The sequence below is a fragment of the Methylosinus sp. DMC45 genome, from assembly GCF_056313885.1.
The window spans coordinates 20026-36890 of the sequence record NZ_JBQUZK010000013.1; the positions used below are offsets into that span (position 1 = coordinate 20026).

The following is a 16865-nucleotide window of genomic DNA, read 5'->3' on the forward strand; positions in this document are numbered from 1 at the left end:
TGAACGCGGCTTTAACCGCTGGATCGGCTTTCCCGTGCGATCGCAGCCGATAACGCCGAAGCGATTTTTTCCAAGATCGATTCCATAGATTGCTGCATCAAGAGGTCGGTTGTGCATGTTGGCACTCCCTGTCGATTCGAAACAGCCACAACGCCATTATCGTGGATCTCGCGGAGCCGGGGCCGGCGATCACATTAATGGTCTGGACACAGGCTGCCGGCCAGCCCGGCCACCGCTGGCAATCCGGCTTTGGCGTGGGCCGCCTCGTCCATGCTCGCCAGCCAATCGAATTTGACCACGTGGCCGGCCGCGCCTGCCAATGCTTCGGCTGTCTTTAGCACGATCGCGGTCTTGCCGACGGAGGGCGGTCCCGCAACGACGATCAGGCGCATCGCTTCTCTACCCTCCATGTCGTATCTCTCGCGGCTCTCGTGGAACGGTACGACGTCGCGCTTCGCATCGTTGGCCGCCGAACGGTGACCGAGATAGTCCCCGGCGTGTCCATTCGTTCCTACGGATGCGTCGATAGGCGAAGATTATGAACCTCGCCGGGAATGCCGGAGGCCCCAACTCTCGAGCGACTGTGTTCTCGGTCGGGCGTTTCGAGCGGCCCACGAGGTTGCGTCCGTTGCGATGGCGTCGAGGATTGTGAGGAGCGTCTTCACCCCCTGCTCGAGACGGGTTCGCTCCCAGGTCGAATTGCGCTGGACGGAGCGTCGGCGCGGCTTTATATACTATATTCATAGTATGAAAATGTTATTATGAGCCTTCGGCGACGCGTTGCGCGTCGTGTTGCAATGAGCCGGCGATCCAATGGAATCGGCAGGAGCAGGAGCATGAATGCGAAAGCGCGCCGGCGCAGATGGATGGCGACAGCGTCTCTCGCAGCTCTCGCCGCGCTCGATATCGTCCGCGGCTCGGCGCGCGCGCAAGAGGCCACGGTCGACGACGTCGTGGTCGGCGCCCGCGCGGAGGGGCTGACGCGGCAGGAGGAGAAGGTTCTGCTCCACACGCCGCGCTCCGCGGCAATCGTCAATGGCGCCAAGGCCGAGGAGGAGCATCTCGAGCGCCTCTCCGATCTCTCGCAGCTCATTCCCAACTATCGCCCCAACATCGCCACGGCGCGCACCTCGACGCCCGCGATCCGCGGCGTCGGCCGCGGCGCCGGCAATGGCGACTCGTCGGAGCTCGACACCGGATTCATCGTCGACAATGTGTTCTGGAAGCATGTCGGCTTCCAATGGGGCGATTTCACCGACCTCGATTCCTTCGAGATCGGGCTCGGCCCGCAGGGCGTGGCGCTCGGCAAGAATACGACGGTCGGCAATATCGTCCTGCGCACGCAGCTGCCGTCCTTCGAGCGCAAGGCCTCTCTCGAAACCTCCTTCGCCAATTACAGCCATATCGTCGAAAAGCTCAATGTCACCGGGCCGATCATCGACGACCGGCTCGCCTATCGTCTCGCGCTCTATCTCGACAAGGGCTCGGGATGGGTCCACGACCAAGTCACAGGCGCCGGCTATCTCGACAATAATCGCTGGGGCGCGCGCGGCCAGCTGCTCTATGTCGGCGACGCCGTCACCGACCGCGTGATCTTCTACCGCACCAGCTCGCAGGAATATATCGCCTCCAACAATCACACCGGACAAATCGGCGATTCGGTTCCCATCTTCGCCAATGGAACGATGGGCGCGACCTATGCGCAGACGTTTCGGAGCCGTCTCGGGCGCAATGTGCTCGCCTTCGACGCCTATCGGCCGCTCAACACGCGCAACGGCCCCTGGAGCACGCTCACGACCACTCTCTCCAATGAAGCGAATTGGCAAATCGGCGGCTATACGCTCACCTCCGTCTCCGCCTGGGGCGAGTTCACGCTGCATTCGCACAATGCGCTCGGCCTTCAGGAGACCGAGATCACCAATGTCGGCGGCGACGCCGACGTCTATGTCGATCAATATTCGCAGGAGCTTCGGCTCGCGTCGCCGCGCGACCAGACGCTCGAATGGCAGGGCGGCCTCTATTCGCTCTATGAGAAGACGCGCTCCTACTCGCATACGGATTTCGGCGGCGACGCCGCGCGATGGTTCGGAGCGCCCACCACCGATCCCGCCCTCCTCGACGCCTTCCAGCAGCGCACCGACGGCAAGTCGCGAACCTTCCATATCGGCGGCTTCGGCCAGGGCGCCTATCATCTCGACGAACGATGGACGCTAACCTTCGGCCTGCGCGACAGCTATGAGATCAAGGAAGGCTCGGTGTTCGGCTGGGACAAGGCGTGGAGCCAGACCTTCTCGCCCGTTCAGGTCTATAATGCGATCCGCGGCGGCGGCGGCGTCGGCTTCTGGGACACGGGCAGCGCGACGAAGACGCGCAACATGCTCACCGGCTCGTTCAATCCCTCGTATAAATTCAGCGACAACATCCTGCTCTATGGTCTCGTCGGCCGCGGCGAGAAGGCCGCGGCGTTCAACGACCGCGCCCAGCCGGTCTGGTCGGGAACGCTGTTCAGGGGCTTCCAGCCGCTGTTCACAAGGGCGGAGACGAGCTGGGACTACGAGCTCGGCGCGAAGACCAATTGGCTCGACGGCAGGCTCATCGCCAACGCCAATCTCTATTGGAACGACATCTACGACTTCCAGGCCAATATGGTCGACACGAGCTATACGGACGCGACCGGCCAGCCGATACGCCAGACCTATCTCGGCTCGGTTCCGCATGTGCGGCTGCGCGGCGTCGAATTCACGGGCCGCTTCTCTCCGATCGAGCGCTTGTGGCTGTCGTTCAATGGCGCCTATACGGAGGCGCGCTATATCAGCTACGACAACGCCGCCCCGCCGGCCGACTGGGTCTGGTCGACTCCCGCTTCCGCGCCCGCGGGATTTCTCAAGGCGCCGCTGACGCTGTCTCGCTCGAATTCGCGCTGGGAAAATCTCCCCAAATGGGCGATCAATTTCGGCGCGACCTACGACCATCCGCTGGGATCGGCGTTTCGCGATCTCGGGCCATTCTGGGATCGGCCCGTCACCGCTTTCGGCTATGTCAATGTCGCCTGGCAGGACCGCACGCAGCTGACCAATCCCTGGTCGGTGCTGCAATATTGGCAGCCGGCCTATACGATCGTGAACGCCGGCCTCGGCCTGCGCACCGACGACGAGCGCTACAGTCTCTCGATCTGGTCGAAGAATCTGTTCGACCAACGCTACATCACGGGCTGGTCGCCGGGCAGCTCGACGACGGCGACCACCGTCACTCTGCAGGACTTCCCGCGCACCATAGGCGGAACCTTGCTGGTGAAGCTCGATTGAGCGGGACGTCCGATATGACGCTGTGACCGTTTCATCATCGCAACGCCGCGGGATTAGGCTTCCCACCTCGGTGCAGCGGCGTCGCGTCGCCTCGCGTGAGCGGCGCCAAGATCTTTGCAGATCGCGCATGGTTGGTGGCGGAGAGCGATGGTCGATCGAGCGCCTATCATTACAGTTGCTTTTTGAGATGGGCTCGCCTTGCTTCGGCTTGGTGCGCTCGTCGCCATAACGACCATGCGATGACGAACTCGGGTCGAATGCGTTTTTGTGCGAGACGCGTGGCGATGCGTCGGATTTCCTGCATCGACCAGCGGATCAGCTCGCCGTCGATCGAGGCCGCGTAGCTTTTGTCGTCATTGCGCGCCGGATCTTTTTGGGGGACGGCGTCGCCGGTCCATTGGCGTGAACACGTATCGTCGCCATCATGGCGAAGGCCAGCATGACGAGCGAGACATGACGTCGCCATCCATGCCATGAGCGCGTTTCGTTGTGATCGAGGCCCAGCTCGTTCTTGGCGGTTTCGAAGCTATCCTCGATCGCCCAACGATGGCCTTCGATTTTCGCCAGCGCTTCGATCGTCGTTCCGCTCGGCGCCCATGTCGTGAAGAAGGCAAGATCGCCATCGGCGATCTTGCGGCGGATCAGCAATCCGCGCGTCCAGACCTGGTCGCCCTGCGCCTCATTGTAATCGCCGCCGGCGAGATCGGCGAGCTCGAGATAGGCCCAATCATGGAGCCGCTCGCCTTTCGTTCCAGCGCCAGCCGAAAGACGTTTCCAAGCGGACAGCGGCAAGCGGTCGGCGATCTCTTTCGCCGTGCCCGCGACGGCGCTCGGCTTGCCCCAGGAGTAGAACGTGTCGTTGGATTTGACGCCCAGCACATAGCCTTTGCCGGCGCGCCGCAACGCCATCTCGATGTCGCCGACTCCGTAGACCGTGTCGGCGGCGACGAAGGAGAATGGAACATTCGCGGCGATCGCGCGCTCGATCATGGCGAGCGCCAACGCTGGCTTGGTGGCGAAGCCGCCATTGGCGCTGTCGATCAATTCCTGCGGGACATGCGCCTTCGTCATACGTTCTTTGTCGCCCGTCCAGCTCTTCGGCAGATAGAGCTCGCGGTCGATGAAGGCGTGGCCGCGATGCGACACATAGCAAGCGAAAACGCCGATCTGGCAGTTCGTGATCTTTCCCGCCGAGCCCGTGTATTGCCGTGCAACGTCGCAGGATGCCTTGCCCTGCTTCAGAAAGCCCGTCTCATCGACGACAAAGACCGCATCGTCGTCGGCCAACGTCTCCAGCGCATAGTCGCGCACGATGTCGCGCAACGCATCGGCGTCCCAACGTCCCCGGCCCAGAACGGCCTGCTGTCGCCACGGCCCCGGATCGCCGGCGGCCTCCGCCCGCATCCAGCCCGTCTTGCGTCGTTCTTCGCCGAGCAGGCCGTCGAGGAAAGCTTCTGCCGATCGCGCCACGCGGTGTTGCGTGAACAACGGATGCATCCGACGTTTCACATCACGCAGCGACGACGCCCACAACTCCAGCGTCGTCTCGATCGAAGCTTCCGCCATCCCATGATCCCCGAAACGAATCATGGTGGCCCAGTGAGTCAGAAACCGCCAAATTACGCAACTGTAATGCTATCTGTCGAAAGACGCAGCCTCTGATTTCGTCGGCGGCGCGAACGCCGCCGCGCTGGATTTCACCGAGGCGACGTCGAAAGTCGTCGGGGTCCAGAACGCGCGTTGAACGGCGCCGCGCGCCAAAATCGATCGGCCTCGACCAGGACCGTCGCGCCGGCTTCGTCGGTCGCTCTGCTCGGGCGGATCGGCGGCGTCCTGCCCGCCCGGCTTCTGATCGCCGAACTATTGACAATCTCTATCGTATTCATTCTACTTGCGCGGTCACGCCTCCTCATGAGCGACGCAATGATCAGCTTTCCACACAGAGCGGGGCGGCGCTTCGTCGTTCTGACGGAGCGCGCTTCCATGGCCGCGGCTTTGCAGAGCCGCAGACGTGGTTCGGCGCTCGCGCTGGCTTTGGCTTTCGCCCTCTCCGCGCTCACGCTGCTTGCTACGCCGGCCTTTGCGGAGACGGTGCGCGTCGGCGTTTTAGGCGGCGAGGATGAAGACCTTTGGAAGGTGGTAGCGGCGCAGGCGGCCAAGAACGGGCTGACGATAAAGATTGTCGTCTTCAACGACTACACACAGCCCAATGAGGCCTTGGAACGTGGCGACGTCGAAGCCAATGCGTTTCAGCACAAGCCCTATCTCGACAGTCAAATCAAGACGCGCGGCTACCACATCACGCCTGTCGGCTTCACCGCTGTCTGGCCGATCGGCCTCTATTCGCGCAAGGTTCGCTCTGTGGCCGATCTGCCGAAAGGCGCGATCATCGGCGTTCCCAACGACCCGTCCAACGAGGGCCGCGCGTTGGTTCTCCTGCAGCGCGTCGGGCTCATCAAGCTGCGCGATGGCGCGGACATCCTCGCAACGACCGCAGATATCGTCGACAATCCGAGGGGGCTCGCGATCAAGGAGCTCGACGCCGGCGTCGTCGGCCGCGCAATCGACGATCTTTCGGCCGCCGTGGTCAACACCGATTGGGCCATCAAATCCGGCCTGAAGCTCGGCGAGGATCGTATCGCGCAGGAGCCGCTCGCCGACAATCCTTATCGGAACTTCATCGCCGTCAAATCCGGCCATGAGAACGATCGCTGGGTCGGAGCGCTCGTCGGCGCTTATCAGAACGATGTCGTGAAGGGAGCCCTGGCGAGCATCTTTCACGGCGCCGGCGTTCCCGCGTGGTGAATTTCGCGCCCCGTGGCGGCGACGCGTCCCATAAAGGACCGGCTCGAACGTGCTGACGTCCGCCTTCGACGCATCGACGCTCAGCTCGCAGAGCGAGAGCGGCTCATCATCGGTCGTGCGCCTGAGCGAGGTGACGAAGCGGTTCGGCGCGACGATCGCGTTGGACCAAGTCTCGCTCTCGCTTCGCCGCGGCGAGGTGCTCGGACTCATCGGCCGCAGCGGCGCCGGCAAGTCGACGCTCATCCGCTGTCTCAACGGCCTCGAGCGCCCCGACAGCGGCGACATCGAGATAGAGGGGCGCTCGATCATCGGGCTCGGCGAGCGCGAGCTGCAGCCGCTGCGCCGGAGAATCGGCATCGTCTTCCAGCACTTCAATCTGATGTCGGCGAAGACGGCGGCGGAAAATATCGCTTTGCCGCTCGAGATTGCAGGGCTGCCGCGCGCGGTCCGCAACGCGCGTGTCGCCGAGCTGCTCGAGCTGATCGGGTTTGCCGACAAAGCCGGCGCCTATCCGGCGCAGCTCTCCGGCGGCCAAAAGCAGCGCGTCGGCATCGCGCGCGCTCTGGCGGCGCGGCCGGCGCTGCTGCTATCGGACGAAGCGACCTCGGCCCTGGATCCCGAAACGACAGACGCAATCTTGGAATTGCTGCGGGACATTAATCGTAAGCTCGATCTCACCATCCTGCTGGTGACGCACGAGATGAGCGTCGTGCGCGCGATCGCCGACCGCGTGGCGGTGCTCGACGGCGGAAACATCGTCGAGCAGGGGCCTGTTCGGCGGATATTCGCCTCGCCCTGCGCCGCGACGACCCGTAGCCTGTTACGCGCTTATCGGCCGACATTGCCGGACGATCTTGCGGCGCGCCTCGTCGCCGGTTGGGGCGAGCGAACGCTGCTGAAAGTCGTCGTCATCGGCGCTCGAGCGCGAGCGCCCCTCCTGGCGGAGCTCGCGCTCGCAACGGGCCTGCGCGTGTCCCTCGTTCATGGCGGCGTGGACCGTGTGAGGGGCGAGGAGGTCGGAGCGCTGTTTCTCGAAGCCGACGGGCGCGACCGTGCCCAATTTTCCGCGGCGCTGGATTTCCTGCGGCTGCATGCGGACGAGGTGGAGGTGCTCGGCCATGTCGCCGGCGATGCTTGAGCTTCTTTGGCGGTCTTTCGTCGAGACCTTGGCCATGACGGCGGCCGCCGGATTCGTTTCGCTCGCTCTCGGTCTGCCGCTCGGACTGTTGCTCGTCATGACCGATCGACATGGACTCGTCGAGCGGATATGGCTCAATCGGCTGATCGGTGCCGTCGTGAATGCGGTGCGATCCATTCCTTTCATTATTCTCCTGGTCGCGGCGATTCCGCTCACGCGATGGATCGTCGGCACGTCGATCGGCGTCGCGGCCGCGATCGTCCCCTTGTCGCTCGCGGCGATCCCCTATTATGCGCGCATCGCCGAGCTGTCCTTTCGTGAGGTCGACCAAGGCTTGATCGAAGCGGCGCGGGCAATGGGCGGCAGCCGTTGGACGATCATTTTCGACGTGCTGATCCCAGAAGCGCTGCCGGGCTTGACGAGCGGGTTCACCGTGACTCTCGTGACGCTGATCGGCGCCTCCGCCATGGCGGGCGCGGTCGGCTCGGGCGGGCTCGGCGATCTCGCCATACGTTACGGATATCAACGTTTCGAGACCAACGTCATGGTCGTCGTCGTCTTCGTTCTCATCGCGCTCGTATCCGCGCTGCAATGGGCGGGCGATAGGCTGGCTGCTCGCTTCGACAAAAGAAGTCGCGCGAATGTCGAAGCCTGACGATCCGCTCTGCGAGATCGAGCGCGCGCGCCGGCCCGCGGGTCGACGCGATGTCAATTCGTCGATCGTCCCGGCGTCCGAAGCTCCCCGTTTCTCCAATCGAGGTTCACGCATTTGACCGAGCCGGAAACCATCGCAGCGCAGACCGTCGGCAGGATCGACCCCTCCGTCGGCGCGCTCATCCCGCCCATCCATCCGTCGACGACCTTCGAGCGCGCGCCGGACAACAGCTTCCCGGAGGGGCGCATTTACTCTCGTCCAGACAATCCGACCTATGCGGCCGCCGCTCAGACCTTGAACGCGCTGGAAGGAGGCGCGGAAACGCTTCTCTTCTCCTCCGGGATGGCGGCCGCGACGGCGGTTTTTCTGGCTTTGGACCCCGGCGATCATGTGATCGCGCCGAAGGTCATGTATTGGGCCCTGCGCGGCTGGCTCGCCGATTTCGCGACGCGCTGGGGCTTGCGCGTCGACTTCGTCGATTTAGCGGATGCGACCGCTCTCGAAGCCGCAGCGCGGCCCGGCGAGACGCGTCTCGTCTGGGTGGAAACCCCCGCCAACCCGATGTGGACGATCTCCGATATCGCCGCGGCGGCGGCGATCGCCCATCGCGCAGGCGCGCGGCTCGCCGTCGACTCCACCGCGGCTTCACCCGTGCTCACGCGGCCCTTGTCGCTCGGCGCCGATCTCGTCGTTCATTCGGCGACGAAATATCTGAACGGTCATTCGGATGTGGTGGCCGGCGCTGTCGTCGCCGCGCGACGGGACGAATTCTGGGATCGCATCCGCATGATCTCGGCGCGCAACGGCGCCGTGCTCGGGCCTTTCGAAGCCTGGCTTTTGCAGCGCGGCTTGCGCACGCTTTTCCTTCGCGTGCGCGCGCAGTCTCGGTCGGCGCAGGAGCTCGCCGAGCGGCTCGCGACGCATGAGGCCGTTTCCGAGGTTCTCTATCCGGGCCTTCCGGCGTTTCCGGGCCATGATGTCGCCCAGCGACAGATGCATGGCGGATACGGCGGCATGTTGTCCATTCGCGTGAGAGGCGGCGCGGCGGCGGCGATCGCGACCGCCGCGCAGGTGAAGATATGGAAGCGCGCGACGTCGCTCGGCGGCGTCGAGAGCTTGATCGAGCATCGCGCCAGCGTCGAAGGGCCGGGAACGCCGGTTCCCGACGATCTGCTGCGCCTCTCGACAGGAATCGAATCCACCTCGGACCTATTCGAGGACCTCGCCCGAGCGTTGGACAGCGCCACAACGGGAAGCGCGGAATCCGTGTCCGTCGCCGCGCCATAGGTCGACGCGGCGCGTCTCGATCGATCGAAGCGGCGCCGGGCGGTCTTCTCCGCGCAACTGCTTCACGAAAGGCCCGTGAAGCCGCAACGCAAGGCCACCAAAGCCTACGCGCGCCAGCATCGAGCCCCGCGGAAAATCGCCTGCTGGCGGGAGGATTGCCTCGCCAAGCCTCGGGCGCCTCAGCCCGTTGACTCGGATCAGAGCCCTGCGGTCAAAGCGCGCTCAGTCGAGCACCACGCTCAACGTGCCGCCGTAGGTGACCGGCGGCATGCCGAGGGTGACAGAGGTCGGCGTGCTTCCGCTGCCGGGCGACCAAGACATGAAAGGCACCACATTGAAGAGATTCTTACCCCAGAATGTCAGCCTGTAATGATTGTCGCTGGTCTTCAAGCCGGCGCCGACGCTGAGATCGACATAGGGCCGGTTCCAATACTGAACCACCGACCATGGATTGGTCAGCTGAATCTTATCCGTGTAGGCGACATTGAAATAGCCGAACGCGCTGATCGATTGTTCGGCCCACGGCCCCAGTCCCGAGCCGCTGAACACCGTTCCGAGAGGATGCTCGTAATTGGCTCCGGCCCTGAACGCCCATCTCGGAAGATTCGTCCAGCGCGTGTTGGACAGCGACATATACTGCGGCGCTTTGATGAAGCCGGCGGGCGCATTCGCAGGCGTCGACCAAGCCCAGTCGCTCGGCGCGGGCGCTTGCGTATATTTGACCCAGCGCGCATCCGACAGTGAGCCGGAAAAGGTGATCCATAGTTTCTCGATTGGGCTCCATCGTCCGTCGAATTCTACGCCACGCATCCTCGCCTGCTCGGCGTTGCCGACATTGCTGACGGAGATCGGCGCGCCATTGGTGTCGTAGCTCGTCTTGCTTTGAACGACCTGAAAATTATATAGGTCCGTCCAATAGGCGGTCAGGTTGAGAAACAGGCGCTCATCCAGCCAATTCGTCTTGACTCCCAGCTCATAATCCCACGACACCTCGGGCTTGTTGCCGAGCAGCGGAGCATGATCCACGAGGTAGTAAGTGCCGCCGCGGTTCACATAGATCGGACCTGTGCCCGTTATATTGACTGCCGAGGCTTTCTCTCCGCGGCCGACGAGACCGAACAAATTGATATTGTCGTTGTACCGGTATTCCGGGTTGACGAGCGCAGTGAGCATATTGCGGTATTTCGCCTGATATCCGGTGTCGGACCAGCCCCAGCCGCCGGAAGCGATGATCGCCTGCTCCTGCTGGAAAGGCGAGTATTGGGCACCGTAATAGAGCGAGGGTTGATGGCGCGCGGACCCGCCCCTCCGCTCCCATGAATCCCTTATGCCGAACGTTATCGCCGCCTGCTCGTCGAAATGATAGGTGGCGTTGGCGTATCCAGCGGCCTGATGTGACGTCGCTTTGACGTACCACCAGTCCGCGACACCGGGGAGAGCGGCCGGGAGGCTGTACCATTTCGTCGCATCGGCGCCGAATTGGACATGATGCATCTGGCTCAGCACGTCTTCTGCGAAACCGTAGAGCCCGACTTGCCACTCGAACGGTTGCCCCTTCGGCGAGGAGAAGCGCAGCTCTTGGGAGCCCTGGCCGGCGTATGTATCCATCGAACCGCCGCGAATAGCGGCCAATTGGTTCCCGTCGGAAAAGCCTCGCTCGAGTCCTCGTTCGAACCCATAGGCCGATATCGACGTCAGCAGATAGTCGCCAATGCCGACGTTCAGCTCGTTGGAGACAGTGTAATTGCGTTGGGGATCCGTCCCTTCGCGCGCCATGTACGGCTTATATGGATCGAAGGTGAGAACGGGCCGACCGAGCCTGCTCCAGAAGTTCTGAGCGTAGCTTGTCGCCGGAGCCGTGCTATTCGCATAAATGAGGCTCGAATTGCCGATCGGAATGGCGCTGCGAAAATAGTTCCGGTATTCGTTCGAGCTGGCGTAGTTGAAGATGAGACGGTCGCTTATCTCGTCCCCGACGAAGAGCAATTGGCCGCGCACGCCCCAACGATCGAAGTTGCCGTAGCCCGCGCCCGTGATTTGGTCGTGAATGAACCCGTTGTCCCGGTCGAAATACGCGGTCACGCGATAGGCGAGCGCGTCCTCGATGATCGGACCGGTGACGTTCACCTTTTCGGTCGTGCGGCCATAGCTTCCGTACGATGTCTCGAGTGTCGCCCGGCGCGTGAAGGACGGCGCCTGGGAGTGGATGACGACGCTGCCCATCGTGGTGTTCTTGCCGCCCGCCGTGCCTTGGGGGCCATAGGCGACTTCGAAAGACGATATTCCAGAGAAGTTCATCCACTGAAAGCCCGGCGCTTGCCAGAACACGTTGTCGAGCACGAATCCCGTCGCGGAATGCGCGCCGACCCCGGTGTTCGACCCGGCGCCGACTCCGCGGATCGACGCGAAAGACCATTGCGCAGTGCTGGTGTTCGGCCTGTAATTGGAGATCTTCAAGGCGAAGTCGTCGAGGGTCTGGAGCTGCTGCTCCTCGATCGTGTCCGAGGTGATGACCTTGATGGCGCGCGGCGCTTTCTGCGCCTGCGCTTCGCGCCGCGCGCCCACTTCGTCGCCCTGCACGAACACATCCCCGACCTGCGCGTCCTGCGCGAGCGCCGGCGCGTTCGCGCCCACCAACAACGAGCCGCCGAGCAGCGTATAGGGAGTCAACGACGCACACGAGAACAGCCACCGCTTGAATTTCATTGACCTGACGCCCCAATCCGCGTGCCATAAACACAGTTTGTCGAGCGGAAATAACGACTCACTTACGTAGTAGCAAGCCGAGGCGGCGCGCTTGCCGGCTGAAGCGTGGCGTAAACGAATAATTATCGAACACTGTGGCCCATCTGCAACAGCGCCAGACCGGATCTCGAGCGAGTGCGCGCATCCCTACCGTTCGAGGTGTTTCGCCAAGCCGGGGTTTTACATTGTATCTCGGGATGTTGCCGAGGATGGCATGATCCCGGCGCGGCGAATGCGCGCCAGGCCCGCAACTGTGATAGAGACTTTCTCTTCGAAATTCGTATGTCGCAAAATTAGATGTCGCTATTCGGCCCGCCCAAATTCATACGAGCAGGCCGCCCTCGCCGAACTCGGCTTGACAGCTGTATCACAGCTATATATCATACTAATATGATGTGATTAAAATACTAAATGCTTCCCAATGGTCCGCTCAGTGTCCGGCGTCACGACCAAAATGCGATTTCGTATCATGTCCAGTGCGTCCAGCCTCGCCTATATGGCGACGGCCGCTGTCGCTTTGTCGATGCAACTCGGCGGGTCTCGCGCTGAGGACGCTCCGACTCCGGCCGCGGTGAACGTCCAGGTGGGCGATGTCGTTGTCCCCGGCGAGGACGACGACGGGGGCGAGACCTCGCGTCCCGTCATGGATGCGCAGAAAAAGCCGAAGTCGATCGTCGTCGATCCCAAGACGATCGAGCGTCAGAACATCAACCGACTCGACGAATTGCAGCAGCTCGTCCCAAGCTACAACATAGCGTCGAATGGCCGAGTGATCGACGGTCGAGCATCGATACGATCGATCGGCATCCAGGCCTCGGGAGAGGCTCCGACAGGCTATGTCGTCGACAATGTATTTTGGAGATATCAAGGCTTCCAATGGCTCGACCTTTTCGACGTGGCGTCCTTCGGAGTCGCCTACGGCCCACAAGGCACAGCCGGCGGCAAGAACACGTCGGCCGGCGCCGTCATCATCCGCAACCAATTGCCGTCCTTCACGAGGCAGGCGGCGACCGAGACCAATTTCGCCAATTACAGCCGCGTCATCGAAAAAGCCACCGTCACCGGTCCCATCATCGACGACACGCTCGCCTATCGCATCAGCTACTACATGGATAAGGGCGATGGCTGGAATCGCGATCCGGTGAGCGGCGCCGGCTATAGGAACACTGACCGCTGGGCCGTGCGTGGACAGTTGTTCTATGTCGGCGACAATTTCTCCGATCGGCTCATCTTCAATTACGGCGCATCTCACGAGTACAGCAATTACCCCGCCGTGGCGTTCTCCGACTCGTTTATGGTCTACGCCAATGGAACACGTCCGAGCTCGACCTTCGTGCAGAACGTCTGGAGGATCGGCAAGCCGATCATATCCCTCGACCCGTACCATCCCGCGATCGCGCGCCAAGGCGTCGAACCCGTGAGAAACATCACCGTTTCCAACGAGCTCAACGTAAGCGTCGGCGAGAACATTTTGACCTCGATTTAAGACGTGGATGTCGATGAAAACGACATCGACGACGACGGCGCGCGCTATTGCTCCAAGGTCGACCTCCTCTTCGAGCAGCGCCGGCTGCACGCCCGCTCGGAGCGTTGCCGGCAATTGCTCGACGATATATTTGACGCGTTAGGTGTGGAATAGGGCCGAAACGTCGTCTCGTGTCGAGCGAGGCTCTGCTCACTTGAGAGAAGGCTCGCTCTCGATTTTCGCGGCGGCTTGCCGAAAGATCGCGACAAACGCCTCGAGCTCCGCCGACGAGAGATCCGAGATCGCCGCGTAAGCGCGATGCTTCTCCTTCCAGACGACGACGGGATAGCCTTCCATCACGCGCAGCGAAGGCGTTTCTGGATAATTCACCGACCGAGGCTGCAGCTCCACGACGGAAACGAGATGCTCGCGCCTCTTGTAGACCAGCGTCGGCGCGGGCGTGGCGCCGATTATGTCGATCCTGGCGCCGGCGAGCGGAAATCCCTCGGCCGCGAGATCGACGACGGTGACGGCGAGCGGCAGCTTGCCAGCGAGCCAGGGCTTTACCGTATGACGGTCGCTCGACGCGACATCTACCGGCTGCCCCGATATCTGGCTCCGCATATGGCCCGCGACGACATAGGGCGTGAAGCGATCCGGCGCGGCGATCTCCTCGGCGAGATGCTGCAGCCCGACCGTCGCCACGATCGTCGCGGCGATCGACGCCGCATAGACGCCCCATGTCCGCCGCGGCGTTAGACGATGTCGCGCCGCCCTCGCTCCCTGCGCGCTCGAAGCCCCTATCTGCTCCTGCAAGCGCGCCCGCAACGCCGCCGGCGCCGCCTCGCGCGCGGCGTGACGGCGCAATGTCTCCCGCAACGCCGCGAGCCGCGCCCGATCTCCGCGGGCGCCCGCGTCCTCGGACAAAAGGCGCTCGGCCTCGAGCGCGCTCGCCGCATCCAGCTCCTGGTCGAAGTCGGCTTGCAAAAAAAGCGCGCGATCACGATTCTGGTCTTTGCTCATTGCGGCGCTCTCCCCAATCGCTCGATCAAAAGCGCGCGCGCCCGAGCGAGGCGCGACATGACGGTGCCGATCGGCGCGTCCGTGGCGCTGGCGATCTCGCGGTAGGACAAACCATTGATCTCACGCATGACGAGCGCCTCGCGAAACGGAATAGGCAATGAAGCGATCGCTGCGGCGACGCTGCGCCGATCTGCGGCCTCGATCAGCGCCGCCTCGGGAGACGCCTCTTCAGATATGGACGAGGCGCCGTGTTGGACTTCGGCGTCCTCGGCCCCGCCGACGAGAACGAGGTCGCGGGGCCGATTCTTCGTGAGCCAGGTGAAGGCCGCATTGCGCGTGATCGACAGCAGCCAGGCGCGCGGATGCTCCACCTCGGCGCCGTCGAGCGCGGAGAGCGCGCGCAGGCAAGCATCCTGCACGACATCCTCGGCGTCCGTCGCGTCGCCGGTCAGCCAGCGCGCCAACGAATAGGCGTCGTCGAGATGAGGCATGATCGCTTGCATGAAGCGATGCCGCGCATGTTCGCTCGTCACGAGCTATCCTCGTCGATCGCTTCGGGCGCTCACAATGACCTTGCCCGTCATCTGCGGGTGAAGGCCGCAAAAATAGATGATTTCGCCAGGCTTGTCGAAGGCGACTGAGAAGCTCTCTCCGGTATCGAGCGCCTTGGAACGGAAGGCGCCATTCCTGTCGACGACATTATGCGGCGTATCATCGTGATTGACGAAGACGATCCGCACGCCCGTCTCCACGCGAATTTCAGAAGGAGCAAAGGCGAAGTCGCCGATGTCGATCACACGCTCGTCCCCGGCGCGTGAAAACGATGCGAGAAGAACGCCCGTGAGCATGATCGCAGAGCCTATCGCGAAAGCAGATCTCGACATGTCGTCCTCCTCAGCGCGCCAGAGTCGTGTCGGCAATGGCGAGCCCGTGCGCGCCGTCGCGAACAGTCACGCTGGTCAGCCCCAGGAAGGAGCGCAGCTGTTCCGCGGGAACGACTTTCGGCCCCGGCGCCTTCGCGGTTCCCGGCTCCGGCTGCGGAAACGCGGTCGAGCGCGCCGCGTGAAAGACCAGATTGCCTTCGACCTTTTGAGCGATCTGATGAATATGGCCGTTGAGTATGGTCACCGAGCCGAAGCGCGCGAGCAATTGCAGCGCTTGCGCGCTGTCCTGCGTGCCCCACCCCCATTCGCTCGCGATCGTCCACAGCGGCATATGGGCGAATATCACGATCGGCGTCGACGCGCTTCTCGCAGCGAGATCCGCCGCGAGCCAAGCGAGCTGTTCTGCGCCGAGCCGGCCGAGCCCGCCGCCCTCTAGGCGCAGCACATTCACGAGGCCGATGAAATGCGCGCCGCCGGCGTCGAAAGAATACCAGCCGTCACCACGCGTCCCTTTCCCATAGCGCGCGAGATAGAGCTGGCCGGTCTTTTCATCGAGAACGTCGTGCTCTCCGGGAACGCGATGCACGGCGAGGCGCGACGCGCCGATGAGCTGATCCGCCTCGTCGAATTCGCTCTGCTTCGAAAGATGCGTGATGTCGCCCGTATGCAGCAGAAAGGCCGGACGCTCGGAAAGCCCTGCAATTTTCGTGAGCGTCTCTTTCAACGTCCCGGCGACATCGCTGTTGGCCGCCTTGCCGAAGCCGATATGCGTGTCGGAAATCTGGACGAAGGAAAATCCTTTCGCCGCGGCCGCTCGCGCATCGCCGACCGATTGCGACATCGGCACGCCGCCCATGAAGGTCCATAGTGCGCCCGAGCCGCCCCACGCCATGCATTGGAGCGCGCGACGGCGACCCGGGGAACGAAGATCCTGTGTCATCTCAAATCTCCCTCGCGTCCGGTAGATCAGCCGGACATCGAGAAGACTCTTTCCGCCGCCGATTTATTCCCCGCGCGGCCGCTTTTTTCGCCTGACCGCGCTCATCGACGCAGCCGCCGTTTTGCGAGCGGAACGGAGTAGGGCGTCAGCGAAGAGTCCAGCCGAACACTCGCGCCGACCCGCCGCGCCGACCCAGAGCATGCTCGGCATGCCTGACGTTCGATATGCCATCGCAGAAGCGGCGCCGGGCAGGGGACTCGGCCAGGCGATGGTCCGCGCGCGCTGCGATTTTCGAGACGCGGTTGACGCGACACGAGCCAGGGCAGGGGTGATGGTCGGGCCTGCTTTCAGGCTCCCGGCGCGCCGCCGCAACCTGTCGCTGACGTTATCCACCGTGTAAGCATCGATAATTACGACGCAATTTTGGATCGACGGCAGATTCGTGAAATTTTTTGAAAGAAGCGATTGACAGTCCGAGGGGGGATTACTCTATAACGCATCCATCGACGGCGGCGCTGCCAACGAGCGGCGAACGAAGTCATTTCTTCGTCTTTTGGGGAGTTGGCCAACCTGGCTGGTTCGTCGGGACGAAGAAGCGTCTCTGGAATTGGGGCTTCG

Annotated in this window: 14 protein-coding genes; 7 read left to right on the top strand and 7 right to left on the bottom strand. The window is 62.9% G+C overall.

What is annotated here, in order from left to right; translation table 11 throughout:
- Positions 1-194: 194 nt before the first annotated feature.
- A complete protein-coding gene (locus ACT53T_RS04010; RefSeq protein WP_476160209.1) occupies positions 195-392 on the bottom strand; it encodes a hypothetical protein in 198 nt (65 codons plus the stop codon).
- A 444-nt stretch (positions 393-836) separates the two neighbouring features.
- Here ACT53T_RS04010 and ACT53T_RS04015 point away from each other — a divergent pair, with 444 nt between their 5' ends.
- On the top strand, positions 837-3305 hold the full coding sequence (locus ACT53T_RS04015; RefSeq protein ID WP_476160210.1) for a TonB-dependent receptor: 2469 nt from the start codon (positions 837-839) through the stop codon (positions 3303-3305).
- Positions 3306-3620: 315 nt separating this feature from the next.
- Here the strand turns inward: ACT53T_RS04015 and ACT53T_RS04020 are convergent, their stop codons facing one another.
- Positions 3621-4871 carry an IS701 family transposase gene (locus ACT53T_RS04020; protein ID WP_476160211.1) on the bottom strand — a complete coding sequence of 417 codons (1251 nt, stop codon included), beginning with the start codon at positions 4869-4871 and terminating at the stop codon, positions 3621-3623.
- Positions 4872-5228: 357 nt separating this feature from the next.
- Between ACT53T_RS04020 and ACT53T_RS04025 the strand changes: the two genes are divergently transcribed.
- The 4 genes from ACT53T_RS04025 to ACT53T_RS04040 all read left to right on the top strand — a co-directional run bounded on the left by ACT53T_RS04025 (position 5229) and on the right by ACT53T_RS04040 (position 9190).
- A complete protein-coding gene (locus ACT53T_RS04025; RefSeq protein ID WP_476160212.1) occupies positions 5229-6110 on the top strand; it encodes a MetQ/NlpA family ABC transporter substrate-binding protein in 882 nt (293 codons plus the stop codon).
- Positions 6111-6162: 52 nt separating this feature from the next.
- Positions 6163-7248: a methionine ABC transporter ATP-binding protein gene (locus tag ACT53T_RS04030; protein WP_476160224.1), complete on the top strand. Its 1086-nt coding sequence runs from the start codon at positions 6163-6165 to the stop codon at positions 7246-7248.
- Entirely contained in the window at positions 7229-7903 is a 675-nt protein-coding gene (locus tag ACT53T_RS04035) for a methionine ABC transporter permease (RefSeq protein ID WP_476160213.1), read from the top strand. Before ACT53T_RS04030 ends, ACT53T_RS04035 begins: the two co-directional genes overlap by 20 nt.
- A gap of 114 nt (positions 7904-8017) precedes the next feature.
- Positions 8018-9190, top strand: coding sequence for a trans-sulfuration enzyme family protein (locus tag ACT53T_RS04040; protein ID WP_476160214.1), 1173 nt, complete (start codon positions 8018-8020; stop codon positions 9188-9190).
- A 222-nt stretch (positions 9191-9412) separates the two neighbouring features.
- Here ACT53T_RS04040 and ACT53T_RS04045 read toward each other — a convergent pair whose 3' ends face one another.
- Positions 9413-11896 (bottom strand): TonB-dependent receptor, encoded by a 2484-nt coding sequence (locus ACT53T_RS04045; RefSeq protein WP_476160215.1) that lies wholly within the window; start codon positions 11894-11896, stop codon positions 9413-9415.
- A 508-nt stretch (positions 11897-12404) separates the two neighbouring features.
- Between ACT53T_RS04045 and ACT53T_RS04050 the strand changes: the two genes are divergently transcribed.
- Together ACT53T_RS04050 and ACT53T_RS04055 are read left to right on the top strand one after the other, a co-directional pair.
- Complete coding sequence (locus ACT53T_RS04050) at positions 12405-13421, top strand: TonB-dependent receptor plug domain-containing protein (RefSeq protein WP_476160216.1); 1017 nt, start codon at positions 12405-12407, stop codon at positions 13419-13421.
- A gap of 3 nt (positions 13422-13424) precedes the next feature.
- Positions 13425-13574 (top strand): hypothetical protein, encoded by a 150-nt coding sequence (locus ACT53T_RS04055; RefSeq protein WP_476160217.1) that lies wholly within the window; start codon positions 13425-13427, stop codon positions 13572-13574.
- 36 nt (positions 13575-13610) lie between these two features.
- On the opposite strand, the gene ACT53T_RS04060 is transcribed toward ACT53T_RS04055, so the two are convergent.
- Genes ACT53T_RS04060 through ACT53T_RS04075 form a run of 4 tightly spaced genes read right to left on the bottom strand, consistent with a single transcriptional unit; the run spans position 13611 to position 16247 of the window.
- Positions 13611-14423, bottom strand: a complete 813-nt coding sequence (locus tag ACT53T_RS04060) for an anti-sigma factor (protein ID WP_476160218.1) — start codon at positions 14421-14423, stop codon at positions 13611-13613.
- Positions 14420-14956 carry a sigma-70 family RNA polymerase sigma factor gene (locus tag ACT53T_RS04065; protein ID WP_476160219.1) on the bottom strand — a complete coding sequence of 179 codons (537 nt, stop codon included), beginning with the start codon at positions 14954-14956 and terminating at the stop codon, positions 14420-14422. The genes ACT53T_RS04060 and ACT53T_RS04065 overlap by 4 nt, the downstream gene beginning before the upstream one ends.
- Before the next feature lie 3 nt (positions 14957-14959).
- Positions 14960-15307, bottom strand: coding sequence for a cupredoxin domain-containing protein (locus ACT53T_RS04070; protein ID WP_476160220.1), 348 nt, complete (start codon positions 15305-15307; stop codon positions 14960-14962).
- Positions 15308-15317: 10 nt separating this feature from the next.
- Entirely contained in the window at positions 15318-16247 is a 930-nt protein-coding gene (locus tag ACT53T_RS04075; RefSeq protein WP_476160221.1) for a metallophosphoesterase family protein, read from the bottom strand.
- Between the last annotated feature and the right edge of the window lie 618 nt (positions 16248-16865).